The sequence below is a fragment of the Streptomyces shenzhenensis genome, from assembly GCF_021462265.1.
GTDB lineage: Bacteria > Actinomycetota > Actinomycetes > Streptomycetales > Streptomycetaceae > Streptomyces > Streptomyces shenzhenensis.
Genome location: NZ_JAJONF010000007.1, coordinates 191,708 through 215,437 on the forward strand (window position 1 = coordinate 191,708; position 23,730 = coordinate 215,437).

General features: G+C 71.9%; 21 protein-coding genes. 7 read left to right on the forward strand and 14 right to left on the reverse strand.

What is annotated here, in order from left to right; genetic code table 11:
- Positions 1–341 precede the first annotated feature (341 nt).
- The 3 genes from LQ326_RS12860 (at position 342) to LQ326_RS12870 (ending at position 2,805) form a co-directional block, all read left to right on the forward strand.
- The gene (locus tag LQ326_RS12860; protein ID WP_234535845.1) at positions 342–827 is read left to right on the forward strand and encodes a single-stranded DNA-binding protein; all 486 of its coding nucleotides are present in this window, start codon (positions 342–344) and stop codon (positions 825–827) included.
- Positions 828–1,191: 364 nt separating this feature from the next.
- A complete protein-coding gene (locus LQ326_RS12865; protein WP_234535984.1) occupies positions 1,192–2,559 on the forward strand; it encodes a Cys-Gln thioester bond-forming surface protein in 1,368 nt (455 codons plus the stop codon).
- Between the two features lie 24 nt (positions 2,560–2,583).
- Complete coding sequence (locus LQ326_RS12870) at positions 2,584–2,805, forward strand: hypothetical protein (protein WP_234535847.1); 222 nt, start codon at positions 2,584–2,586, stop codon at positions 2,803–2,805.
- Between the two features lie 75 nt (positions 2,806–2,880).
- Here the strand turns inward: LQ326_RS12870 and LQ326_RS12875 are convergent, their stop codons facing one another.
- Complete coding sequence (locus LQ326_RS12875; protein ID WP_234535849.1) at positions 2,881–3,141, reverse strand: hypothetical protein; 261 nt, start codon at positions 3,139–3,141, stop codon at positions 2,881–2,883.
- Positions 3,138–3,380 (reverse strand): hypothetical protein, encoded by a 243-nt coding sequence (locus LQ326_RS12880; RefSeq protein ID WP_234535852.1) that lies wholly within the window; start codon positions 3,378–3,380, stop codon positions 3,138–3,140. Before LQ326_RS12880 ends, LQ326_RS12875 begins: the two co-directional genes overlap by 4 nt.
- 652 nt (positions 3,381–4,032) lie before the next feature.
- Between LQ326_RS12880 and ettA the strand changes: the two genes are divergently transcribed.
- From ettA to LQ326_RS12895, 3 genes are read left to right on the forward strand one after another with little or no spacing between them, the layout of a single operon-like run.
- Positions 4,033–5,697, forward strand: coding sequence for an energy-dependent translational throttle protein EttA (gene ettA / locus LQ326_RS12885; RefSeq protein WP_234535854.1), 1,665 nt, complete (start codon positions 4,033–4,035; stop codon positions 5,695–5,697).
- Between the two features lie 6 nt (positions 5,698–5,703).
- Positions 5,704–6,117, forward strand: a complete 414-nt coding sequence (locus LQ326_RS12890) for an acyl-CoA thioesterase (RefSeq protein WP_234535856.1) — start codon at positions 5,704–5,706, stop codon at positions 6,115–6,117.
- Positions 6,114–6,782 (forward strand): DUF8185 domain-containing protein, encoded by a 669-nt coding sequence (locus tag LQ326_RS12895; protein ID WP_234535858.1) that lies wholly within the window; start codon positions 6,114–6,116, stop codon positions 6,780–6,782. Before LQ326_RS12890 ends, LQ326_RS12895 begins: the two co-directional genes overlap by 4 nt.
- A gap of 13 nt (positions 6,783–6,795) precedes the next feature.
- On the opposite strand, the gene LQ326_RS12900 is transcribed toward LQ326_RS12895, so the two are convergent.
- On the reverse strand, positions 6,796–7,200 hold the full coding sequence (locus LQ326_RS12900) for a globin (RefSeq protein ID WP_234535860.1): 405 nt from the start codon (positions 7,198–7,200) through the stop codon (positions 6,796–6,798).
- Positions 7,201–7,284: 84 nt separating this feature from the next.
- Between LQ326_RS12900 and LQ326_RS12905 the strand changes: the two genes are divergently transcribed.
- On the forward strand, positions 7,285–8,259 hold the full coding sequence (locus tag LQ326_RS12905; protein WP_234535862.1) for a methyltransferase domain-containing protein: 975 nt from the start codon (positions 7,285–7,287) through the stop codon (positions 8,257–8,259).
- A gap of 15 nt (positions 8,260–8,274) precedes the next feature.
- Here LQ326_RS12905 and LQ326_RS12910 read toward each other — a convergent pair whose 3' ends face one another.
- From LQ326_RS12910 to LQ326_RS12960, 11 genes are all read right to left on the reverse strand, one after another.
- The gene (locus LQ326_RS12910; RefSeq protein ID WP_234535864.1) at positions 8,275–9,828 is read right to left on the reverse strand and encodes an FHA domain-containing protein; all 1,554 of its coding nucleotides are present in this window, start codon (positions 9,826–9,828) and stop codon (positions 8,275–8,277) included.
- 68 nt (positions 9,829–9,896) lie between these two features.
- Positions 9,897–11,273, reverse strand: a complete 1,377-nt coding sequence (locus tag LQ326_RS12915; protein ID WP_234535866.1) for a vWA domain-containing protein — start codon at positions 11,271–11,273, stop codon at positions 9,897–9,899.
- 153 nt (positions 11,274–11,426) lie between these two features.
- The gene (locus tag LQ326_RS12920; RefSeq protein ID WP_372496820.1) at positions 11,427–12,833 is read right to left on the reverse strand and encodes a PP2C family protein-serine/threonine phosphatase; all 1,407 of its coding nucleotides are present in this window, start codon (positions 12,831–12,833) and stop codon (positions 11,427–11,429) included.
- Entirely contained in the window at positions 12,834–15,338 is a 2,505-nt protein-coding gene (locus tag LQ326_RS12925; RefSeq protein ID WP_234535870.1) for a serine/threonine-protein kinase, read from the reverse strand. It abuts the gene before it with no gap.
- A gap of 2 nt (positions 15,339–15,340) precedes the next feature.
- Entirely contained in the window at positions 15,341–16,666 is a 1,326-nt protein-coding gene (locus LQ326_RS12930; protein WP_234535872.1) for a coiled-coil domain-containing protein, read from the reverse strand.
- 46 nt (positions 16,667–16,712) lie between these two features.
- On the reverse strand, positions 16,713–17,753 hold the full coding sequence (locus LQ326_RS12935; RefSeq protein ID WP_234535873.1) for a glutamate ABC transporter substrate-binding protein: 1,041 nt from the start codon (positions 17,751–17,753) through the stop codon (positions 16,713–16,715).
- A 14-nt stretch (positions 17,754–17,767) separates the two neighbouring features.
- A complete protein-coding gene (locus LQ326_RS12940; protein WP_372496821.1) occupies positions 17,768–19,174 on the reverse strand; it encodes a GlnX family signal transduction membrane protein in 1,407 nt (468 codons plus the stop codon).
- 367 nt (positions 19,175–19,541) lie between these two features.
- A complete protein-coding gene (locus LQ326_RS12945; RefSeq protein ID WP_234535875.1) occupies positions 19,542–20,513 on the reverse strand; it encodes an N-acetylglucosamine kinase in 972 nt (323 codons plus the stop codon).
- Positions 20,504–21,772 (reverse strand): 6-phospho-beta-glucosidase, encoded by a 1,269-nt coding sequence (locus tag LQ326_RS12950; RefSeq protein ID WP_234535877.1) that lies wholly within the window; start codon positions 21,770–21,772, stop codon positions 20,504–20,506. The genes LQ326_RS12945 and LQ326_RS12950 overlap by 10 nt, the downstream gene beginning before the upstream one ends.
- Positions 21,773–21,886: 114 nt before the next feature.
- On the reverse strand, positions 21,887–22,780 hold the full coding sequence (locus tag LQ326_RS12955; protein ID WP_234535879.1) for a carbohydrate ABC transporter permease: 894 nt from the start codon (positions 22,778–22,780) through the stop codon (positions 21,887–21,889).
- A 2-nt stretch (positions 22,781–22,782) separates the two neighbouring features.
- On the reverse strand, positions 22,783–23,724 hold the full coding sequence (locus tag LQ326_RS12960) for a carbohydrate ABC transporter permease (RefSeq protein ID WP_234535881.1): 942 nt from the start codon (positions 23,722–23,724) through the stop codon (positions 22,783–22,785).
- Positions 23,725–23,730: the final 6 nt, after the last annotated feature.

Genomic DNA, 23,730 nt, shown 5'->3' on the forward strand with positions numbered 1-23,730 from the left:
GGCTCCGGCCGGGGGCGTGGGTCACCCGTCCGGGCGGTGGAGTTTTCCACAGGCCGGCGGTGGTCCACAGCGCCCGGCGGGTCCGGGCCGGCGGCGGCAGTCTGGTCCCACGGCGATCACGGCGCACATGGGGTGCACCTCGACGTACCAGCGCGTACACGGAGGTACCCCGATGTGCCTCGGATGGATGCGGGCGCACACGGACACGTCCGGACACATTCGGCGAGCACGAGCACGAACGCATCCCCCGCACGCGGTCGCCGCGGTGGACACAGTCGTACGGGACGGACCCGTACGCGGATCCGCCCGGCCGCGGCGGCCGGGCGAGGGAGGGGTTCGTGATGAACGAGACGATGGTCTGCGCGGTGGGCAACGTGGCGACGCAGCCGGTGTTCCGGGAACTGGCGGCGGGACCGTCGGCGCGGTTCCGGCTGGCGGTGACCTCGCGCTACTGGGACCGGGAGAAGAACACCTGGACGGACGGCCACACCAACTTCTTCACGGTGTGGGCCAACCGGCAGCTCGCCACCAACACGGCGACCTCGCTGGCGGTCGGCGACCCGGTCGTCGTACAGGGGCGGCTGAAGGTGCGCACCGAGACCCGGGAGGGACAGCAGCGGACCTCCGCCGACATCGACGCGGTCTCGATCGGCCACGACCTGGCCCGCGGTACGTCGGCCTTCCGGCGCACCGGCAAGCCGGACACGACGACACCGGCACCGGTGCCACCGCGCCCGGAACCGAACTGGGAGACACCGGCGGAGTCCTCCGGCACGTCCGCACAGACGCAACCGGAACCAGAACCGGAACCGGCGGCGGTGACGTGACGTGGTGTAACCCTCCACGTACGAACGCCCTTTGACGGCTTATCGGTGAAGGCACTCCGCGGCGCCGGCGCCACGGCCGGGGTGACCGGGTGGATTTGCCGACAAGCCAGGCTCGCCGAGGCTCCCGCGATAACGATTACGGATCGGATCGCTCATCGGACCATCTCACCGGGAAAGGCCGGTCCGGCTGATCCATAGGATGCCGGGCGTGGCCCCTGGGGCCGCTGATTCTGCTGGTGGGACCATCCCCCCCGCTTCCAACGGGTCCTGCTCGAAGGGGAATTCTGTGCTCGCTGCGTTCTCTGGTCCTTCGGCGCCCCGCGCGTCCACCAGGCACTACGGCACCGCCGTGGCCGCGAGAGGCATGGCCCGCCTCGCCGCCGCGACCCTGGTGTCCGGGCTGGTGGCCGCCGTCGCGCTGACCGGCGCCGGCCGGGCCGCGGCCGACGACGGGACCGCCGCGAGCCAGAGCGGGGCGACGGCGACCATGGGCGGGCTGAAGACCTACGGCGCGGCCGTGGTCCACGGCGACGGCGGCGACGAACAGGTGGCCGCGGGCCTGTTCGAGATGTCCGTGGACGGCGGCGGCACGCTCCAGACGTACTGCGTCGACCTCCACAACCCCGCCCAGCGGGACGCCAAATACCGCGAGACGGCGTGGAGCGGCACCTCGCTCGGCGCCAACAAGAACGCCGGCGACATCCGCTGGATCCTGCAGAACTCCTACCCGCAGGTCAACGATCTCGCGGCGCTGGCCCGCAAGGCCGGGGTCGGCAGCCTCACCGAGCAGGACGCGGCGGCCGGCACCCAGGTGGCGATCTGGCGCTACTCGGACGGCGCGGACGTCGACGCCGTCGACCCGCAGGCCGAGAAGCTGGCCGACTACCTGGAGAGGAACGCCCGCGGCCAGAACGAGCCGCCGGCCTCGCTGACCCTCTCCCCGGCAGCCGTCTCCGGCCGGCCGGGCGGCCTGCTCGGCCCGGTGACGGTCCACACCAACGCGCGCACGGTCACCGTGATACCGCCGTCCGACGCGGCACTGAGCGGCGTACGGATCACCGACAAGGCCGGCAAGCCGGTCACCACCGCCCAGGACGGCGGCAAGCTGTACTTCAAGGTCCCGGACGACGCCGCGGACGGCTCGGCCGAACTGACCGTCCAGGCGTCGACGACGGTCCCCGTCGGCCGCGCCTTCACCTCCGACAGCCGCAGCCAGACGCAGATCCTGGCCGGCTCCAGCGAGTCGACGGTCGCCGCGACCGCGAACGCGACCTGGGCGGGCCAGGGCGCGATACCGGCGCTGTCGGCCGAGAAGGACTGCGCCCGGGGCGGCGTGAACATCACCGCGGCCAACACCGGAGACAAGCCGTTCACCTTCGAACTGGTGAGCACCGAGTACACCATCCCCGCCGGCACCTCGCGGACGGTGACCATCCCGCTCCAGGAGGACCAGGCCTACGACTTCACGATCACCGGCGCGAACGGCCTCGAACGCCGCTTCACCGGTGTCCTCGACTGCAAGACCCAGGGCACCGACGCCGGCCTCACCACCCAGACCCTCAGCGACCCCAGCCCCGCCTCGGTCGGCGGCGCCGGGGTCGACGCCAACCTGGCCGCGACCGGCGGCGACTCCGCGACCGGCGTGATCACGGGCGTGGCCATCGGCCTGGTGGTGATCGGCGGCGCGGTCCTGGTGATCCTGCGGCGGCGCGAGAACCAGCAGACGGGCTGACTCCCGGGCGGGCACCATGACGGCATGAGCACCTCACCCGCACCCCGCACGTCGTCGTCCTCGGACTCCGTCCTGTCCCTGTGGTCGCACGACTCGGTGCTGTCGATCGGCTCAGGACGCCGGGCCGGCGAGGAGCGTGTGCGTATCCGGTCCGGCGGCGCGGGCCGGGGGCCAGGCCTCGACCGCGGGCGCCAGCGGCCGAACGTCCCGTTCGGACGGCGACAGCCGGGTGTGGGCGAGCCGTGACGGAAGGGGCGGCCACCGTCCGGTGACCGCCCCGCACTGAGAATCCCTACCGCCGCCCCGTCAGGACGGCGGTGCTTACTGGACCATGAGCGGGCCGATGACCGCGTCCAACTCCGCGTCCGTGAGGGGGCCGCCGGTGCCCAGGCCCTCCCAGCGTTCCATTTCCCGGAGGCGTTCCACCGGGACGTGGTAGGCGCTGAAGAAGTGGACCATGAGCTGGAAGACCTTGAAGTCGTCCCCCATCTCCCGCATCACCCAGCGCGCGGCCTCGGAGGCCGGGCGGCCCTCCTCGCCGAGCCGGCGCAGGCCGGCCACGATCGCCGTTCGGTCGGTCACTTCCTGAACACCACCTTCGCCGCTGTGTACTCGCCGGGCGAGCCGACGGTCTCCTCGATGGTCACCTTGGTGAAACCGTACTTCGCGGCCATCTTTCCGGTGAACGTCGCACGGGCGGCGTCCTCCGGGGTGTCGTAGATCTCGAAGTACCCACCACAGGTGTTGTGCACCAGCACGTCGAGGTCGGTCGCGTAGCAGGTGTGGTCGGTCTCCACCTCGAAGTTCGTCCGCAGCGGCACCGTGGATACCCCGCCGCGGATTCTGCTGCACAGCCGGCAGCTCGACAGGAGCCGCTCTGCCGCCGTTGAGGTGTCACCCCGCCGCCTGGCGATCTCCACTGCGCGAGCCCCGTGGCGTTGTTGGTGTACGACCCCGGCGAAAGTCGCGCCGGCTCCCGCGATGACGCCTGCCAAGCCGATCAGCGCGCCCCACGCTGATGAATCCGTGGTGAGGACGGTCGCAGGCCGGAAGGGCAGGAGGTGCGGCTTCCGAGGCGTTGATTCGATGCCGCTCAGGATTTGCTGACGTCCATCGATGTTCCCGTCGCGCGACTCGACGACCCCTCTGCGGAGCAGGCGGCAGACGCGGAGCCGGCGCTCGCCGGATGCTGTCCCGCTCCTTTCGTCCGTGCTTCCACGTCGCGGGCGCGAGTAGCCCCGGCTCAGGTTGGCTCCTGGACCGTCCCCGGGCCGTCCGGGGCGCTTCCCGAGGGCACGCAACGGCGACCGAAAGTGACAGACGAGTCACCGTCGACAGGCGAGTCACCGCCGCCAGCGGTGAAACCGCAGGTCACAGCCCTCCAACCAAACGGGTTAACACCCAAGGCTGGACGTCAGGCAAGATGGGGTGTATCTGCCCACTGCCAGATTTCAAGATGCCGGACGGTTTCTCTTGGCTGAGTTCATTTACACCATGCGCAAGGCGCGCAAGGCGCACGGCGACAAGGTGATTCTCGACGACGTCACCCTGAGCTTCCTGCCGGGTGCCAAGATCGGCGTCGTCGGTCCGAACGGTGCCGGTAAGTCGACCGTGCTGAAGATCATGGCGGGGATCGAGCAGCCGTCCAACGGCGACGCCTTCCTCTCGCCCGGTTACAGCGTCGGCATCCTCCTGCAGGAGCCCGAGCTCAACGAGGAGAAGACCGTCCTGGAGAACGTCCAGGAGGGTGTCGCCGAGATCAAGGGCAAGCTCGACCGGTTCAACGAGATCGCCGAGCTGATGGCCACGGACTACTCCGACGCCCTGCTCGACGAGATGGGCAAGCTGCAGGAGGAGCTGGACCACGCGAACGCGTGGGACCTGGACGCTCAGCTGGAGCAGGCCATGGACGCCCTCGGCTGCCCGCCCGGCGACTGGCCCGTCACCACCCTCTCCGGTGGCGAGAAGCGCCGTGTCGCGCTCTGCAAGCTGCTGCTCGAAGCTCCCGACCTGCTGCTGCTCGACGAGCCCACCAACCACCTCGACGCCGAGTCGGTGAACTGGCTGGAGCAGCACCTCGCCAAGTACGAGGGAACCGTCGTGGCCATCACCCACGACCGGTACTTCCTGGACAACGTGGCCCAGTGGATCCTCGAGCTCGACCGCGGGCGCGCGTACCCGTACGAGGGCAACTACTCCACCTACCTGGAGACCAAGGCCACCCGCCTCAAGGTCGAGGGCCAGAAGGACGCCAAGCGGCAGAAGCGGCTCAAGGAAGAGCTGGAGTGGGTGCGGTCGAACGCCAAGGGGCGCCAGGCCAAGTCCAAGGCCCGTCTCGCGCGGTACGAGGAGATGGCCGCGGAAGCCGACAAGATGCGGAAGCTGGACTTCGAGGAGATCCAGATCCCGCCGGGCCCGCGGCTCGGCAGCATCGTCGTCGAGGTCGACAAGCTGAACAAGGCCTTCGGGGACAAGGTCCTCGTGGAGGGACTGTCGTTCACGCTGCCGCGGAACGGGATCGTCGGGATCATCGGCCCGAACGGTGCCGGCAAGACCACCCTGTTCAAGATGATCCAGGGCTTTGAGACGCCGGACTCCGGCGACATCAAGGTCGGCGAGACCGTCAAGATCTCGTACGTCGACCAGGGGCGCGCCAACATCGACCCCAAGAAGACGCTCTGGGAGGTCGTGTCCGACGGACTCGACTACATCAACGTCGGCCAGGTCGAGATGCCGAGCCGGGCGTACGTGTCCGCGTTCGGGTTCAAGGGCCCGGACCAGCAGAAGCCGGCCGGTGTCCTCTCCGGCGGTGAGCGCAACCGCCTCAACCTCGCGCTCACCCTCAAGCAGGGCGGCAACCTGCTGCTCCTCGACGAGCCGACCAACGACCTGGACGTGGAGACCCTCTCCAGCCTGGAGAACGCGCTGCTGGAGTTCCCCGGCTGCGCCGTCGTCGTCTCCCACGACCGGTGGTTCCTCGACCGGGTCGCCACGCACATCCTCGCCTACGAGGGCGAGTCCAAGTGGTTCTGGTTCGAGGGCAACTTCGAGTCGTACGAGAAGAACAAGATCGAGCGGCTGGGCGCGGACGCCGCGCGTCCGCACCGTGCCACCCACAAGAAGCTGACCCGGGGCTGATCGGTCTTGCGTCATCTCTACCGCTGCCCCCTGCGCTGGTCCGACATGGACGCGTACGGCCATGTCAACAACGTGGTCTTCATCCGCTACCTGGAGGAAGCCCGCATCGACTTCCTGTTCCGCCCGGACAAGGAGTTCAAGCAGGGGTCCGTGGTGGCGCGCCACGAGATCGACTACAAGCGGCAGCTCGTCCACCGGCACCACCCGGTCGACATCGAGCTGTGGATCACCGAGATCAGGGCCGCGTCCTTCACCATCACCTATGAGGTGAAGGACGACGACCTGGTCTACGTGCGGGCCTCCACGGTGGTCGTGCCGTTCGACTTCGAGGCCGGCCGGCCGCGCCGGATCACCGCCGAGGAGCGGGACTTCCTGGAGGAGTACCGCGACGACGACAAGGAGGAGGCCGTCGCCGCATGACGGTGCTCCACCTCGCTGACGACGGGGAGGCGGCGGATCTCGCGGCCTTCCTGTCCCGGCTGCTCCACTACGACCGCTCGGCCGCGGTGCGGCTCCAGGCGGCCGGTACCGCGCTCGCCGTCTTCGGGCGGCCGCCGTCCTTCGAGGTGCTGGCGATCCGCGCGGTACGGCTCGCCAAGCCGTACGAGGACGGCCTGGACGTCACACTCGACGTGACCGTGTCGGCGGGGGAGCTGCTGGAGTCGGTGGACGAGCGGGCCGCCACGGCCGCCGTACCGAAGCCGGTGACCGGCCCGCCGTGGGCCGGGGTGCTCCCGCCGCGGGGCGGCTGGCAGGCCGAGCCGGGACTGCCCGCGCCGCACGCACTGCGGGCCATGGTCGCCGCCGCGGTCGGTGAGTTCCGGTCCCGTACCGAGGAACTGGCCCCGGACGGCCGTACCCGGGCCGAACTCGACCGGATCGGGCGGGACATCTGGTCCCGGACGGTCGGCTCCACCCCGCTGCCGGTCCGGGCCGTCCACGCTGCGCAGGCACTGGGCTTCCTGCGACCGAGCGACGAGGCCGTGCTGTTCTCGGCGGGGGCGTGGCTGCGGCTGCGGACGCCGTTCGGGTCGATCGCCGTACGACGGGCGGGACTCGGGGCCCTGGACGTCAGCGTCCGCTGAGCGCCGACGGCGGTCAGTCAGGGGTGTTGATCATCGAGGCGGCCGCGTAGGTGAGGTAGTTCCAGAGCTGTTCGCGGTGCACGTCGGTCAGGCCGAGCTCGTCCACGGCCACCCGCATGTGCCGCAGCCAGGCGTCGTGCGCCGCCCGGTCCACGGTGAACGGCGCGTGCCGCATCCGCAGCCGGGGGTGGCCGCGGTTGTCGCTGTACGTCGTGGGACCGCCCCAGTACTGGATGAGGAACAGGGTGAGCCGCTCCTCGGCCGGTCCCAGGTCCTCCTCCGGGTACATCGCACGCAGGACCGGGTCCTCGGCGACGCCCTCGTAGAAACGGTGGACCAGCCGGCGGAAGGTCTCCTCCCCGCCGACCTGCTCGTAGAAGGTCTTCTCCTGCAGCGTGCCGCGCCGAATCTCTCTCACCCGTACATGGTCTCAGACGGGGCGGCCCAGGACTCAAGGCCTAGGACCCCGGGCAGCGGTACGGCACGCGCCTAGGGTGGAGACATGGGCGCCTACGACAGCGGGATCGAGGCCCTCGCGGCCATGGCACGGGCCGCGCTGGTGCGGGAGATCGACGCCGAGGGGGTCTGGGCGGCGGAGCCGGTGTGGCGGGAGGCGTTCGCACAGGTGCCGCGGCACCTGTTCGTTCCCTATTACTACGTCGCCGGGGCGCGCGGCTACGAGCGCCGATGGGGCGAGAGCCCGGATCCGGCGGCCCGGGAACGGTGGGTGCGCGGCGCCTACGAGGACGTACCACTGGCCACCCGGCTGCGCGACGGCGAGCTGATCTCCTCCAGCAGCCAGCCCTCGCTGATGGCACGGATGCTGGTCGCGCTGCGGGTGGCCGACGGCGACCGGGTGCTTGAGATCGGCGCGGGGACCGGCTACAACGCGGCACTGCTGGCGCGTCGGCTGGGCGACGACGACCTGGTCACCACCGTCGACCTGGAGCCGGAGATCACCGAGTCCGCGCGGCGCCACCTGGCCGCGGCGGGGTACCGGCCGGCCGTGGTCACGGGGGACGGCGCGCGCGGGGTGCCGGACCGGGCGCCCTACGACCGGATCATCGCAACGTGTGCGCTGCCGAACGTGCCGCGGGCGTGGGTCGCGCAGTGCACGGAGGGGGCGCGGATCCTGACGCCGGTGGCCACGGGGCTGCTGGCGCTGACCGTGCGGGGCGGAGGGCGCGCCGAGGGGAGGTTCCTGCCGTCCCCGGCGTTCTTCGTGCCGTTGCGGGGCGTGACGAGGGCGGGGCTGGGAGATCTGGACGGGGTGCCGTCCCGGGCCGTTGAGGACGAGCTGTTCCAGTTCCTGGTCGAGCTGACCCGGGGGGTGCTCAGTCCACGGGAGGCGTACGAGGTGTGGGCGCGGGAGGGCAGGCCCGGGCGGGAGCGGTTCGGGGTGAGCGTCGAGAAGGACCGGGAGTGGGCGTGGCTGGACGACCGGGAGGGGCCGTCTGTCTGGCCTCTCCCGGTGTGAACGGTGTGCTGCGCCTCAGCCCCGTCGGACGGTGATCGTCGTCCAGGCCCCGACGTGCACCCGGTCCCCGTCCTGCAGCGGTACCGGGACGAACGGCTGGATCGGCTCCTCGCCGCCGTTGACCGTGGTCCCGTTGGTCGAGTTCTGGTCGACGACCGCCCAGCTGCCGTCCGGCTGCTGGACCAGGACCGCGTGCTGGTGGGAGACGCCCGGGTCCTCCGGCGGCACCGACAGGTCGATGTCGGGGGTGTCGCCGGTGGAGTGCCGGCGGCGGCCGATGGTGACCTGGTTGCCGGTGAGCGTGCGCTGCTGCTCGGGGGAGTACGCCGGCAGGTTGAGGCCGGCCGCCTCCGGACCCGAGCGCTGCATCATCGCCATGAAGTACTCGCGGTCCGGGCCGATCGTCGCCGTCCAGGTCGCCGGAGCCTGCGGGGCCTGGGGGAAGGCGGGACCGGGCGGGGCCTGGGTGGAGCCGGGCTGCGGGTAGCCGTAACCGCCGGGGCGGGCGGGTGCGCCGGGGCCGGCGGCCTGCCCCGGAGGGGAGATCACCCAGTCGTCGTCCCGGCCGCCGAAGGACGGTCCGGCCGGCGGCCGGGTCTCCTGCGGGAAGGCGGGCGGCGCGGTCGGCGCCGACTGCTGGAAGGCTCCGGGTGCGCCACCGCTGGTCGGGCCGGGGCCGGCGGGCGGCCGGGACGGGTCCGAGCCGCCGAACGGACCGGCGGCGGGGCCGCCGGACGGATCACGGGTGTAGGGACCGGAGGCCTGGCCGGCACCGGGAGGGGCGCCGAAAGCGGACGCGCCGCCGGCGTTCTGGCCCGGGGCACCGCCGTACGGCGGAGGCGGAGGCGGCGCGGAGGGACCGCGCTCACCACCGAAGGGCGCGGGAGCGGACTGGCCGCGGTCGCCGCCGAAGGCGGGCGGGCCGGACTGCTGGCCACGGTCGCCGCCGCCGAACGCCGGAGGGCCGGACTGCTGGCTACGCTCGCCGCCGCCGAACCCCGGAGGGCCGGGCTGGCCGGGCTGGCCGGGGCGTCCGCGGTCGCCGCCGCCGAACGCGGACTGGCCGCCGCCGCGCTCGCCCGCGAACGGTGTCGGGCCCGAGGGCTCGCTGCCGAAGGACGGGATCGGCTCGGCCGGGCGGTTCATCTGCGAGGGGCGCGAACCCTGGTACTCGTACGAGTCGCCGCCGCCGAACGACGGCGGGGCCGGCGGCCGGAAGGTGGGCGCGGCCGGGCCGCCGCCCGCTGGCGGGCGCGGGGCGGCCGGGGTGTACGAGGTGGCCGTGTTGGTCAGGAAGTTCCACCGGCACTCCTCGCAGAACGGCGCACCGCCCTCACGGGGCGTACGGCACTGCGGGCACAGCTCCGGCTCGGCCCCGTTCGGCACGGCCGACAGATGGCGGCCACCGCCCATCGGGGCGCCGGCCGGGGCGCCGGGCGCGGGCGGCGGGAAGCCGTAGCCGCCGGCGGTCGGCGGGGGCGGCGGAGGTACGGCACCGGCCATGCGGTGACCGCACACCTCGCACCAGTCGTCGGAACCCGACTGGTGTCCGTTCGGGCAGGTCGGCATGGCGGGCTTCCCTCTCTGTCAGGTTCGTCCTGAGCCTGTCTGGGTGATCCTGCGTGTGGACCGTCAGGTCACTTCTTTACACGAACAGTCTTTGTGGACCGTGTCTCGAGAGTCATCTCGTCGGCCTCCTCGACCTTCGCCTTCAGTCGCACAGTACCTGTCGTGGCATCGACCACGTCCACCACCTTCGCAAGCAGTTTCGCAGTATCCGCGTTCCCGGAAGCGCTTGCCAACTGAACGGCCCGACCCAGTTTGGCCGTTGCCCCATCCATATCGCCCGCTTTGCGGAGGTCCAGACCCTGTTGGATGGCCTGAGCCAGTTCGGCCTGCCCCGTGTAGTGGGCGACCTGGGGGTTGAGGGAGGTCGAGGCGGCCATGTCGTCCGTCCAGACCGCCCTGATCAGCCCCTGTGCGCCGAGGTTCTGGACGCTTCCTCCCCCACTCTCGGCTGCGCTCGAGCGGGAGGTGCCCCCGGGCTGCGGGACGACCAACGAGACACGCGCGGCGAGCATTTCCTGGCCGAGGCCGGCCGCGGGGACCTCCACACAGACGTGGTAGTCGCGGGACTCGTCGCCCCAGGAGCCGGTCGGGTAGTCCCCGGCGCGCGGCCCCGCCTCGGTGCGCCGGCCGGTCAACTCCTCGACGGTGGGCGCCACTTGCTTGACGAACTTGATGGTGGTGCCGACCGGGGTCCACAGCCGCAGCGCGACGTCCGCGACCTCCTTGCCCATCGCCGTCTCCATCATCTGCGTGAAGTCGGCGGCCAGACCCGTGGGGTCGGCGACTATGTCGGCGGTGCCGAGGAGCGCGGAGGCGATCCCTGTGACTTCTTTCACTTCCCAGTCGGTGCCGACCCCGCGCGCGTCACAGGTGAACCGTCCGGCGCAGGAGTCCAGGGCGGCCTTGAGGTCCTCCGGCGCCTCGTGCTCGTTGCGGCCGTCGGTGAGCAGGATGCCGTGCCGGATGGTGACGTCCGCGGAGGACAGGAGACGGTCGGCGAGCCGGAGCCAGGTGCCGATCGCCGTCCCGCCGCCCGCGCTGAGCCTGCGCAGCGCCTGCTTGGCCTGCTCCCGGGTGGTGCGGTCGGCCACCGCGAGCCGGCCGCCGCCCGGGTAGACCTCCTTGGCGACGTGCGTGCCGCCGATCACCGCGAAGTGGGTGCCATCGCGCAGGGTGTCGATGGCGGCCGCCGTGGCGTCCCGGGCGTTGCGCATCTTGGTGGGCGGGTAGTCCATCGAGCCCGAGCAGTCGACCATGACCGCCACGCCGGCCGACGGTCCCTGCCCGGGGGCGTACGACGCCCCGGCCGCGGTCCCGACGGTGCCGCCGCCGGTCGCCGTCACCGTGACGATCGCGTTGACCTCGCGGCCGCCGTCCGGCAGGTACTCGTTCTGGTACACGTCCACCGAGAACTGCGGCACGCTCGACTTCGAGAAATTGGCCATGACTGCTCTGCTCCCCCTCCACCCCACGCGTGGTGGGTGCTGACGGTGTGCGGACCGGTCCCCTCCGGTCCGCCCGTGCTTCCCCGTACGTCTTTCGCCGTACGCCTCGTCCTCGTACGCCTGTCTCCCGTTTGCGGCCGTTTTGCGGTGGCCTCAGGCGGATCCTGCCCCCTGCGGCGGTTCCGGGAACGGCAGCAGCGCCACTGTTACGTTGTCGTGGCCCCCGCCGTCCAGGGCGTGGCCGACCAGCACCCGGGCCGCGTGCAGCGGCCGCTGGGCCGCGTCGGCGGGCACGACCTCGGACATCTCCTCGGCCGTCTCCGCGTAGTTCCACAGGCCGTCGGTGCACACCACCACCACACCGGCCCGGTCCGGCTTGAAGGAGGCGGTGTGCGGCTCCAGTTCGTACGCGTCCGCGCCGAGCCAGCCGGTAATCGCGTGGGCGCGCTCGTCGGCGTACGCCTCGGCCTCGCTCATCAGGCCCGCGGCGACCATCTGCGCCGCCCAGGAGTCGTCCTCGGTGAGGCGGGCCGACGGCGCGCTCCGGTCCACCGGCACCCAGTAGACGCGGCTGTCGCCCACCCAGCCGACCACCAGCAGGTCCGCAGCCACGACCGAGCCGACGATCGTGCACGCCGGGGCGTTCTGGTGCGGGGCGTGCTCACGGGCCGAGGGGGGTTCCTCCGTGAGGGCGTTGACCGCCTGGGAGGCGGCGACGATCGCGTCGTGCATCGCCTGCTGCGGATGGGTGCCCTGCTCCAGCGCGGCCAGCAGCGACTCGATCGCGGCCCGGGAGGCGGCCATGGAGGCCTCGTCGGGGCGGGTGGCCGAGGAGACGCCGTCGCAGACGACCGCCACCGAGGCCGGGGTGCCGTCGGGCAGCGCGGTGTGGCCGACGGCGAACGCGTCCTCGTTGCGGTGGTGGCGCAGCCCGCGGTCGCTGACGGCGGCCACCGGGCCCGCCTCCTGCTCCATGTGGTCGCGTTCGCGGGGCTGGGCGTGCCCGCAGTTCTCGCAGTAGCCGTCGTCGTCGACCCGGCCCGCGCGGCAGGCCACGCACACCTTGGGCAGCTCGGCGGTCTCACTGTTCTCGGCCGACTCGGCGGTCTCAGTGGAGGAGGCGGAGGCGGCCACCCGCGGGTCCGGCGCCTGGAGCGGATAGTCCTCGGGCTCCGGCGGCCGGTCGAACCGCACCCCGGAGGCCGGCGACACCGGCGAGCCGTGCGCCGGTGAACCGTGCGGCGACGGGGAGTCCGGCGAGCCGTGCGCCGGCGTCGACCCCGGCAGCGGCTTTCCGCCCGAGTCGGTGCCGGCCAGGTCGGTCGGCAGATGCGGGGCAGCGGGTGTGCCGGAGCCCTCCGGCTCGGGCGGTGGCCATTGCACACCCGAGGGTCCCACACCGGGGGCGCCCATGGTGAGGGTCGGATGGTCCGGCGGCGCGGCGGGCACGGCCGACAGGTCGTACCCGCACGCGCCACAGAACAGGTCACCCGATTCGAGCGGCTCCGCGCAGCTCGGGCACTTCGCCGGTGCGGCCTGCTGGGGCATCTGCGACATCAACTACACCCACGTCCGGGGGCGGTAACGGTTGGCCCGTTCCACCAGGTCGATCCTCTCCTCACCGCCGGTCGCCAGTCTGGCCAGCGTGCGGTACGAGCGTTCCAGGCCGAAGCGGAGGCCCCGCTCGTCCAGACCGCTGCCGAGCAGCACCCGGCCGCCGACGGCGGGCTGGGAGTCCTGGCCTCCGGAGAGTATCCAGTCCAGCGCGCAGCCGAGGACTTCCGCCGACAACTGCTCGCGCCGGGCCGGATCCAGACCGTAAGCGTCCAGCGCCTCGATCTGCCCGGCGGCGGCCGTCAGATCGTCCAGGAACGGCGTGTCGTCGGCCGCCGCGGTCCGGTGCCGCAGCCGCGCCCGTACGGCCGCCACCCGGGCCGCCGTGTAGTGGATCGAGGCCTCCGGCACCGACTCCAGCGTCCGTACGGCACCACGCCGGTCCCCGGCCGCCAGCTGCACCCGGCCCAGGCCGAACGCGGAGCTGACGAAGCCCGGGTCGGTCGCCCACACCAGCCGGTAGTACTCGGCCGCGTTGTCCAGCTGGCCGAGCACCTCCGCGCACAGGCCGAGCGCCAGCTTGGGCGCCGTCTCGCCGGGGAAGGCGTCGTAGACCGCGTCGAAGGACAGCGCCGCGCCCTCGTGGTCGCCGGTGACCAGGGCGGCCACGCCCCGGTACCAGACCACCCGCCAGTCGTCGGGCCGCTCGTCCTCCAGCCGGCCGAGGCTCACCAGCGCGGCCTCGGAGTCGCCGTTCTCCAGCAGGGCGCGGATCTGCCGCAGCCGGGTCTCGACCGTCTGGGCCGGCGCCGCGGCCAGCGCGCCGAGCAGGCTGACCTCGCCGACCAGAGAGGTCGACAGGCCGGCCAGGAACCCGGCGTTCGGATCGCTCTGGTCGACCAGCGGGACCGGCAGGGCGAGCGCGGCCGCGGGGACGGCGACGGGTTTGACCAGGGCCGGGTCGGCCGGGGCCGCTCCCGACGGGTCCAGGGCCAGCGTTCTGGACGCCGTGCGCCGCGCTCCCAGCCGGGACACGTCCCCGTCCAGCTTCGGGAACAGCTCGGTGTCCGTGACCTTCACCTCGGGCCCGAAGAGCGTCGACAGGGCGGGCCGGGCGGTGCCGGTCTGCACCGAGACGACCTCGCGCAGCACGCCGGTCAGCTGCTCGGCCATCTCCTGCGCGGAGGCGAACCGGCGGGCCGGATCGGGGTCGGTGGCCCGGACCAGCAGCCGGTAGAACGACTCGTACTGGCGGAAGACCTCGATGGTGTCCGGATCGGGCAGCGAGTCCACGAAGACGGTCGTGTAGCCCTGGAAGTCGAAGGTGAGGACAGCGAGGGTACGGCCGACCGTGTAGAGGTCGGAGGCGACGGACGGGCCGACCTCGGCGACCTCCGGCGCCTGGTAGCCGACCGTGCCGTAGATGGCCGACTCCTCGTCGTCCGTCCGGCGCACCGCGCCCATGTCGATCAGCTTGAGCTGGTCCTCGCTCTGGATGGCGTTGTCGACCTTGAAGTCGCAGTACAGCAGGTTGCGGCTGTGCAGGTGGCCGAGGGCCTCGAGGGCCTCGATGCCATAAGCGCACGCCTGCTCCACCGGGAGCGGGTCGCGGCGGCCCTCCGGCGTACGGCGGGCGTTGGCGATCTCCTTCAGGGACTTGCCGCCGACGTACTCCATGACGATGTAGCCGTCGAGGGAGCCGGTGCGCTGGTCCAGGTGCTCGACGAAGTTGTAGATCCGCACGATGTTGGCGTGCTCGATCTCCGCGAGGAACCGCCGCTCGGAGATCGCGGCCGCCATCGCGTCCTGGTCGCCGGTGTCCAGCAGCCCCTTGAGGACCACCCAGCGGTCGGAGACGGCGCGGTCCACCGCGAGGTAGATCCAGCCCAGGCCGCCGTGCGCCAGACAGCCCACGACCTCGTACTGGCCGTGCACCACGTCGCCGCCCTTGAGCTTGGGCACGAACGAATACGGGTTGCCGCACTTGGTGCAGAACCCCTCGGTCCGGCCGGGCCGCTCCCCGCGGGCCCGGCCCACCGGCGCCCCGCAGTCCGACCGCGAGCAGAACCGCTTCCGCTCCGGCACCTCGGGGTTCTCCAGGACCATCTCGCGCGGGTCCGGCTTCGGCACCCGCTCCACCGTGACCAGGCCCGCGCCCAGCCGGCTGCGCCCGGACGTGCTCGCCGACGAACCGGAGCTGCGCACCGACACCGAACGGCCCGTCGACCTGCCCGACACGGACCGCGACAGCCGCCCGGAGACCGACCGCCGTGACTTCGAGGACTGCGAGGACGTACGCGAACTGCTCCCGCTGCCGGTCCCCGAACTCCCGCTGCCCGTCGAGTCCTTGCCGCCGGCCGTAATCCCGGTGGGCGACGAGCCGAGCATCCCTCCCGCGGCCGCGACGACCGGCGCCAGGCCGCAGGTGTCGCAGTACAGCTCACCGCCGCCCACGTCCTCGTACGACCCCTCACAGCCCGGCCGCTGGCAGGTCTCTCCCGCCTGACTCACGACTACTCCCCCCTCCGGTCCTCGGGCCCGCCCTGCCGCGGCACCCGAGGCGCCCCCAGCGCCTCGGCCACCGACTGCTGATAGCGCAGCACCGCCTGCTCCGCGACCCGGAGATCGCAGGGCGCACTCCACAGCATCCGCCGGGCCGCGTCGTACCGCTCGGTCAGGAACGGGTCCTCCGCCAGCCCGTGCCGGGCCACCTTCGCCTTGTACGCGTCCAGCCGGCCGCGCAGCTCCGCACGCACCGCGAGCGGCGCGGTGACCGCCGTCAACGACTCGCGGGCGCGCAGCAGTTCGTCCTCCGCCTTCTGCTCCAGCGATTCGAGCAGCGGAGACAGACGGTGCCACTGGGCCCCTCTGCGGTACTCGGCAGCCGTCGCCAGCTGCTCCTGCAACGCGGTCGGCGGGCCGCTGACCACCGGCACCTCGGTCGCCGCGATCTTCGCCAGCACCTCACCGCGTGCCGTGCGGGCCTCGGCGAGCGTGCGGTCCGCGCGGGACAGCACGTCCCGCAGCCTGATCAGCCGGGCCTCGGCGTCCTGCCGTACCGTCAGCACGGCGTCGATCTCCCGCCGCACCTCCTCCAGCGCCCGCGCCTCCCGGTCGTACACCGTGGTGTCGGGACGGCCGCCGCCCGGCGCCGAACTCCCCTGCGCGGGAACCCAGAAGGCCAGCGGATCCGAGACGACGTCCGCACGGAGCCTCGTCAGCGTCCGGGTGATCCGCTCCAGGTCGTCGCCCGCCGGGTGCTCGCCGGGGCGCACGCCGACGGAGTGCGCCAGCTTGCGGGTGCGCTGCAGCTCGGCGGCGAGTAAATCGATCCGCGCGGGCAGCGCCGACCACACCGCGTCGGCGGTGACGACCATGTCCAGCGAGGTCGCGTACAGCTCGTTCATCCGGTCGACCAGGGCCGCCAGCGAGAACCGCTCGCTGAGCCGGCCGGCCGCCGACAGCAGGGTCGGGGCGTTCGCCGTGGCGGTCGCGCTGCCCGCCACCGTCACCGACTCGCCGCGCAGCAGCTCGGTCAGTTTCTCCAGGTCCTCACGGCTGGACCAGCGGCGCCGGGCCCGGATCTCCCGGGCGGAGCGCAGCGCGTCCGTGTAGGCGTCGAAATAGGCCCACAGCAGGGTGATCGAGGCCTCGGCGGCCGTCCACCGCTCCCGGGTGGTCCCGGTCAGCTCGGCGCCTTCGAGGAGTCTGCGGCCCGCGTGGTCCTGGAGGGCGAGCAGCGAGGTCTCGATCGCCTCGTGCTCCGCGCCGAGCCGCGCCAGCGCACGGTCCACCTCGTCCCGGTCCATCACCGGCCCGGCGGGGTCCGTGACGCCCATCGATCACCTCTCGCTTGCTAGTCGGGGCTGGGCCGGCGGGTGCGGGTCAGCTCTTGCGCAGGTACTGCGGCGCGGGCGGTTCCGACGCCGACGAGTCCGCTCCCAGTGTCGCCGACAACCACTTGTCGTACGACGCCTGCCAGCCGTCGGACCGGTACTCCACCAGGATCTGGTTGACCCGGCGCACCAGATCGGTCGCGTCCTTCTTCATCGCCACCCCGTAGTACTCGGTAGTGAAGGCGGCGCCCTTGAGCTCGACCGTCGGGTCCTGGGCGGCCTGGCTGGCGGCCAGCGCGCCGTCGGTGACCACCGCGTCGACCTCACCGAGCTGCAACCGCACCAGGCAGTCGAGCTGGTTGGGGACGGTGGTGGAGGTGTCCGCCGAGGCGACCAGCTTCCCGGACTTCCTGTCGGCGTCCAGCTTGGTGTGTGCCGTCGAACCGGCCGCCGTGCAGATCCTCTTGTGCGCCAGCGTGCCGTTGTACCCGGTGATCGACGACGACTTGGGGGCGAGGACCTGCTGCCCGGTCTTGAAGTACGGCGCGGAGAACGCGACGTCCTTCAGCCGGTCGCAGTTGATGGTCATCGTGCGCACCACCATGTCGACGCGGCCGTCCTGGATCGCCGGTATCCGCTGGCTCGTCGGAATCGCCTTGAACTGCACCGCGTTCGGGTCGCCGAGGATGTCCTGGGCGATCCGGTGCACGAGGTCGATGTCGAAGCCCTCCAGCTCCGCGTCCGAGGTGTTCGGGTTGCGGTAGCCCCAGCGGTAGCTGTTCTGGTCGACGCCGACGATCAGCTTCCGCCTGGCGCCGGTACGGGACTTGATGGCCGCTATGGCCGGACCGTCCACGCTCGACGGCGCCCAGGTCTCGTCCTGCGCCTGGGAGTCGACGCAGGTGTCGGCCCTGGCCGGGCTGCCGGTGGCCAGCCCCGGGCCGCCGAGCCCCTCGCCCTGCCCGCCCCCGCCGCCGGACTGGGTGAGCGGCAGCAGCAGGACGAACGCCAGCGCCAGGACGCAGCCGACCGCCATCGCGCCCACCCCGCCCCAGCCGCGCAGGGAGGCCCGCATCCTTTGCACGAACATCGCCACGCCCCCTCTCACCGGTACTCCGAAAGCCTGCGTCCGATGCCGAACAGCGCGCCGGCCGCCGCTGCGACGCCGAGCATGGCCGCACCGATCGGCAGTCCGGACATGGCGTCCCGGCCATGGGTGGCCTGCTCCTTGAACTGGGCCTCTTCATGGGCCAAGGCGTTCTTCAGGTTCGTGTCGACGCTGTCGAAGCACTCGGCGGTCGCGTCCTTCGTGCCGATCACCTTGTCCAGCGCCGCCTGGTAGTCGCCGTTCTCGTCCTCGGCGCGGGCGTCGGCGTGCCACTCCTTCCACACCTTCATGTTCCCCTCGGCCGCCACGACGGGCTTGCTGCCCGCCGTGTCGTCCGCGAGCGCCGCGGCGTCGGTGAGGCTCTTGCCGAGCGCGGCCATGTCCTTGTCGAAGTCGTAGTAGTACGCGTCGTACGTCCGCCCGCCGACCGAGACCGTCTCGGCGCCGCGCGCCACCAGGCTCAGGTTCTCGTTGCCGCGCGCCTTCAGGGAGGCGATCCGCGCGTCGTGCAGCACGTTCAGCGAACGGACGCCGTGGTCGTAGGAGCCGTCCAGGCCGGCCCGGGCGACGGTGTGGCCGACCACCAGCCACAGCAGCGTGCCGACGGTGGCCGCCGAGGCCGCGACCAGGCCGCGGTTCAGCAGGCGGTTCGTCCGGCGGTAGTGGCGCAGCTGGGCCCAGGCGAGCGCGGCGAACGCGAGCAGACCGAGGACGATCGCCGCCCACGGGTACGGCGTCGCGTCCGAGTAGTCGGAGGCGAGACGCGCGTTCTCCTTGGTGTAGAGATCCTCCGCGGCCGGGAGCATCTCCTGCTGCATCTTCTCGTTCGCGTACCGCAGATACGCGCCGCCGACCGGGTAACCCTGCCGGTTGTACACGCGGGCCCGCTCCACCAGGCCCTTGTACTCCGGCAGCAGCGTGTTCAGCTTCGCCACGGCCGCCTCCGAGGGCGAACCGGGCTCGGAGTTGGCGGCGGCGGTGACCAGTTTGGCGGCGGCGGTCTGGATGTCCTTCTCGTACCGCGCGCGGGACGCGGCCGTCTCCTGACCGCCCGCCAGGAAGCCGCTGGAGGCGGCGGTGTTGGCGTCCGCCAGCGAGCGGTAGATGTCGGCGGCGCCCGAACTCAGCGGCTGGCTGCGGTGCAGCACGTCGTCTGCGGCGGCCGCGCGGTCGGTCATCTGCCAGGCGGTGACGGCGCCGAACGCGACGATCAGCACGGCCAGGACGGCGCCGATGAGGCGGAGCCGGCCGGGTTCGGTGGTGGCGGCGGCGCGGAGCCGGTCGGCGCCCTCGGCGAACGCGGTGCGGCGGGAGGGCGTGGGGGTGCCGGGCCGGGTCCGCTGCGCGGGCAGGGCGGTGCCTGTGCCTGGCGGTGCCGCGCTCTTCGTCGGCGGGTGTGTCACTTGACCTCCCCCATGGTCATCCGGTCGCCGCCCAGTATCGCCGCCCGGACTGACATTGGGCACCGGCCTTCACTGGATCTTGATCGGATCGCAGCGGAACCCCTGCTCATGAATACGCCGGGGGGATCGGTTCGGTTCCGGAGGGGTGGTGACGGTGCGTACGGGGGCGCGCGGCCCGGTGGGGGCTGGTCGCGCAGTTCCCCGCGCCCCTGAGGGGCGCGCTGCCCAGCCGTGTCTCATAAGCCGCGGGCAGTCGTGCCGCTGGGGCGGCACGGGTGGGCGCTGGGGGTCCCCCCGGCCGAAGGCTGGGGGAGGCACCCTGCAAGCGCCGGTAAGCGTCCCCACCCCCGCCCAGCCCCGCCACGGGTCACCCCTCGAAGTAGGCCCGCACCCTCTCCCGCACCTCCACCCCCGCTCCCACCACGTCCAGCCCCAGCAGCGCAGCGCCCAGCACCGGCCGCGCCGTCACCACCCTCGGCACCGCCTTGGGCGCCCGCGCGGCCAGCAGCTCCCGTACCCCGTCGTCCAGTTGCGGGTGCCCGCCCGCCAGCACCCCGCCCCCCAGCACCACCGGCGTCTCCTCCTCCAGCAGCTCGAGGCGCGTCAGCGCGACCACCGCCATGGCCACCACCTCCTGCGCCAGCCGGTCCACGACCGCCCGCGCCACCGGGTCGCCGTCTGCCGCCGTCGCGAACAGCACCGGGGTCAACTCGTGCCGGCGGGCGGGCTCGACCTCCTCCCGGTGCAGTGCCTCGATCAGCGCGAGCATGCTGCCGTACCCGAAGTACGCCGGAAGCGCGCGGGCCAGGGCCGTTGGCTCGCCGCGGCCGTCCTCGGCCCGTGCCGCGTGCCACAGGGCCTCCTCCGCCAGCCCCCAACCGCCGCCCCAGTCACCGGAGATGCGGCCGAGGGCGGGGAAGCGGGCGGTGCGGCCGTCGGGGCGCATGCCGACGCAGTTGATGCCGGCGCCGCACACGACGGCGACGCCGCGCGGCTCGGTGACGCCGGCCCGGAGGATCGCGAAGGTGTCGTTGCGGACCGCCACCGTCGTCCCCCACGCGCGCGTGGCCAGCGCGGCGGCCAGCTGCTCCTCCTCGAAGGGGAAGTCGGCGTTGGCCAGACACGCCGACACGTGGGCGGCCGAGGTGACCCCGGCGGCGCCGTACGCCTCGGCGACCGCCGTGGCCACCTCGTCCACGGCCTGCTCCACGCCCACCACCGGCGGCCGGAAGCCGCCGGCCCGGGCCGTGGCGAGGATCTCGCCGTCCGCCGCCACCACCGCGACGTCGGTCTTGCTGTTGCCCGCGTCGATGGCGAGGACACTTGCGGTCAGGCCCACGCGAGGTGCTCCCGGTTGTGCGCGACCAGTCGGTCGGTCAGGGCGTCGGCGTACTCGTACTGGCCGATCAGGGGGTGGGCCAGCAGGGCCCGGAAGACGCGGTCCCGGCCGCCGCGCAGGGCCGCCTCCAGGGCCAGCTCCTCGTATGCCGTCACGTTCGCGACGAGCCCGGCGAACAGCGGGTCGACGTCCGGGATCGGCAGCGGCCTCGGCCCGGCCGGGCCCACCGCCGCCTGGACCTCGATCACCGCGTCGTCGGGGAGGAAGGGCAGCGTGCCGCCGTTGTAGGTGTTCACCACCTGGTAGGGGTTGCCGGTGCCGCCCAGCAGCGCCGCCGCCAGGTCCACGGCCGCCTCCGAGTAGTAGGCGCCGCCCCGCCTGGCGAGCAGCTCCGGCTTCTCGTCCAGGGCCGGGTCGCCGTACATCTCCAGCAACTGCTTCTCCATCGCGGCCACCTCGGCCGCCCTCGACGGCTTGGTGCGCAGCTCCCGCACCACCTCGTCGTGCGCGTAGTAGTAGCGCAGGTAGTAGGAGGGGATGACACCGCCGAGGCGGTCGAGGAGCGCGGGGGGCAGTCTCAGGTCGGCGGCGATGGTGTCGCCGTGCTCCCCGAGCAGCTTGGGCAGGACGTTCTCGCCCTCGGGGCCGCCGAGGCGCACGGCCGTCTCCCAGGTGAGGTGGTTGAGGCCGAGGTGGTCCAGGTGGATCTCGGACGGCGTGACGTCCAGCAGGTCCGCGAACTTCCGCTGGAAGCCGATCGCCACGTTGCACAGCCCGACCGCCTTGTGGCCGGCCTGGAGCAGGGCGCGGGTCACGATCCCCACCGGGTTGGTGAAGTCGATGATCCAGGCGTTCGGGTTGGCACGGCGCACGTGTTCGGCGATGTCCAGGACGACGGGCACCGTGCGCAGGGCCTTGGCCAGGCCGCCGGCGCCGGTGGTCTCCTGGCCGACGCAGCCGCACTCCAGGGGCCAGGTCTCGTCCTGCTGACGGGCCGCCTGGCCGCCGACGCGCAGCTGGAGCAGCACCGCGTCGGCGCCCTCGACGCCCGCGTCCAGGTCCGAGGTGGTGACGATACGGCCGCCGTGCCCCTGCCTGGCGAAGATCCGGCGGGCCAGTCCGCCCACCAGTTCCAGGCGCTCGGCGGCCGGGTCCACCAGCACCAGTTCCTCGATGGGCAGGGTGTCCCGCAGGCGTGCGAAGCCGTCGATGAGTTCGGGGGTGTAGGTCGAGCCTCCACCGACCACGGTGAGTTTCACTGGAGAGTGCCTCGCTTCCGAATGCCGGAGACGTTGATCATGGGTTGGGGGTCCGGCCCGCCGCACAGCGGCGATCGGGAACCGCGCTCCCCGGGGAGATGCTGCATAAAAGGGTTAACCCTTCACTCCGGTGAGCGTGACGCCCTCGACGAACGCCTTCTGGGCGAAGAAGAAGACGAGGATCACGGGCGCCATGACCAGCACGGTCGCGGCCATGGTCAGGTTCCAGTCGGTGTGGTGCATGCCCTTGAACGACTCCAGGCCGTAGGAGAGGGTCCAGGCGCCAGGGTTCTCCGAGGCGTAGATCTGGGGGCCGAAGTAGTCGTTCCAGGCGTAGAAGAACTGGAACAACGCCACCGCGGCGATGCCCGGTCTCGCCATCGGGACGACCACCCTGAGCAGGGTTCTGAGGTCGCCGCAGCCGTCCACCTTGGCCGCGTCCAGGTACTCGTTGGGGATCGTCATCAGGAACTGGCGCAGCAGGAAGATGGAGAACGCGTCGCCGAACGCCATCGGCACGATCAGCGGCCACAGCGTGCCGGAGAGGTCCAGCTGTTTCGCCCAGAAGAGGTACATCGGGATGATGACGACCTGCGGCGGCAGCATCATCATCGAGATCACCAGCATCAGGGACAGACTGCGGCCGCGGAAACGGAACTTGGCGAGCGCGTAGGCCACCGGGAGCGACGACACGACGGTCAGGACGGTGCCGAGGCCCGCGTAGACCAGGGTGTTCCGCCACCACGTCAGGAAGCCCGGGGTGTCGAACACCTTCCGGTAGTTGCCCCACTCCCAGGTGTGCGGGATCAGGTCCCGGCTCAGTGCCTGGCTGTCGCTCATCAGCGAGGTCAGGAACACGAAGACGAAGGGCAGGGTGAAGAACAGGGCGGCGGCGACGCCGAGGGAGTGGACCGCCACCCAGTTCAGCGCCTCCTTGCGGCGTGCGGTGCGTTCGGCGTCCGACACCGGGGCCTTCAGCTCCGCCGGCCGGTCCAGCACTTGGGTCATCGTCAGTCACCTGCCTGGATGAGACCGCCCCGGCGCCGCATCAGGAACGCGGTGAACACCATGGACAGGGCGAAGAGCACGAGGGCGACGACACACGCGGAGCCGTAGTCGAAGCGCTGGAAACCGAGGTTGTAGACGAGCTGGGGGAGGGTGAGCGTCGACTTCTCCGGATAGCCGGGCTCGAACTGCGTGCCCGCGCCCTGGATCACGCCCGAGGCGACTTTTCCGGCGATGAGCGGCTGTGTGTAGTACTGCATCGTCTGGATGACACCCGTGACGACCGCGAACATCACGATCGGCGAGATGTTCGGCAGCGTCACGTACCGGAACCGCTGCCAGGCGGAGGCGCCGTCCAGCTCCGCCGCCTCGTACTGCTCCGTCGGCACGTCGAGCAGCGCGGCCATGAAGATGACCATCAGGTCGCCGACCCCCCACAGGGCCAGCAGGGTCAGGGCCGGCTTGGACCAGGCCGGGTCGTTGAACCAGCCGGGCGCCGGGATGCCGATCTTCTCCAGGATCGAGTTGACCGGCCCGGTACCGGGGTTGAGGAGGAACGCGAAGGCCATGGTCGCCGCGACCGGCGGGGCCAGGTAGGGCAGGTAGAAGAGGGTGCGGAAGACCCCTGTGCCCGTCTTGATCTTCGTGATGAGCATGCCGACGCCGAGTCCGAAGACGACCCGGAGCGACACCATCACGAGCACCAGCCACAGCGTGTTGCGCAGCGCCGGCCAGAAGTACGGGTAGTGCTCGAAGACGTAGGTCCAGTTCTTCGTGCCGGTCCACGTCGGCGCCTTGAAGCCGTCGTAGTGCATGAAGGAGAAATAGACCGTGGAGATCAGCGGGTAGGCGAAGAACACCGCGAAACCGATCAGCCAGGGCGACATGAAAGCGATCGTGCGCAGTGCCGACCGGCGGCGTTTCGAAGCCAGCGTGAGGGCGGTCATCGCGGT

What these genes read in the sequence shown, in the direction of transcription:
- LQ326_RS12860 (WP_234535845.1), top strand. Translation starts at nt 342, where the DNA reads ATGAACGAGACGATGGTCTGCGCGGTGGGCAACGTGGCGACGCAGCCG.
- LQ326_RS12865 (WP_234535984.1), top strand. Translation starts at nt 1,192, where the DNA reads ATGGCCCGCCTCGCCGCCGCGACCCTGGTGTCCGGGCTGGTGGCCGCC.
- LQ326_RS12870 (WP_234535847.1), top strand. Translation starts at nt 2,584, where the DNA reads ATGAGCACCTCACCCGCACCCCGCACGTCGTCGTCCTCGGACTCCGTC.
- LQ326_RS12895 (WP_234535858.1), top strand. Translation starts at nt 6,114, where the DNA reads ATGACGGTGCTCCACCTCGCTGACGACGGGGAGGCGGCGGATCTCGCG.
- LQ326_RS12905 (WP_234535862.1), top strand. Translation starts at nt 7,285, where the DNA reads ATGGGCGCCTACGACAGCGGGATCGAGGCCCTCGCGGCCATGGCACGG.
- LQ326_RS12910 (WP_234535864.1), bottom strand. Translation starts at nt 9,828, where the DNA reads ATGCCGACCTGCCCGAACGGACACCAGTCGGGTTCCGACGACTGGTGC.
- LQ326_RS12915 (WP_234535866.1), bottom strand. Translation starts at nt 11,273, where the DNA reads ATGGCCAATTTCTCGAAGTCGAGCGTGCCGCAGTTCTCGGTGGACGTG.
- LQ326_RS12930 (WP_234535872.1), bottom strand. Translation starts at nt 16,666, where the DNA reads ATGGGCGTCACGGACCCCGCCGGGCCGGTGATGGACCGGGACGAGGTG.
- LQ326_RS12935 (WP_234535873.1), bottom strand. Translation starts at nt 17,753, where the DNA reads ATGTTCGTGCAAAGGATGCGGGCCTCCCTGCGCGGCTGGGGCGGGGTG.
- LQ326_RS12955 (WP_234535879.1), bottom strand. Translation starts at nt 22,780, where the DNA reads ATGACCCAAGTGCTGGACCGGCCGGCGGAGCTGAAGGCCCCGGTGTCG.
- LQ326_RS12960 (WP_234535881.1), bottom strand. Translation starts at nt 23,724, where the DNA reads ATGACCGCCCTCACGCTGGCTTCGAAACGCCGCCGGTCGGCACTGCGC.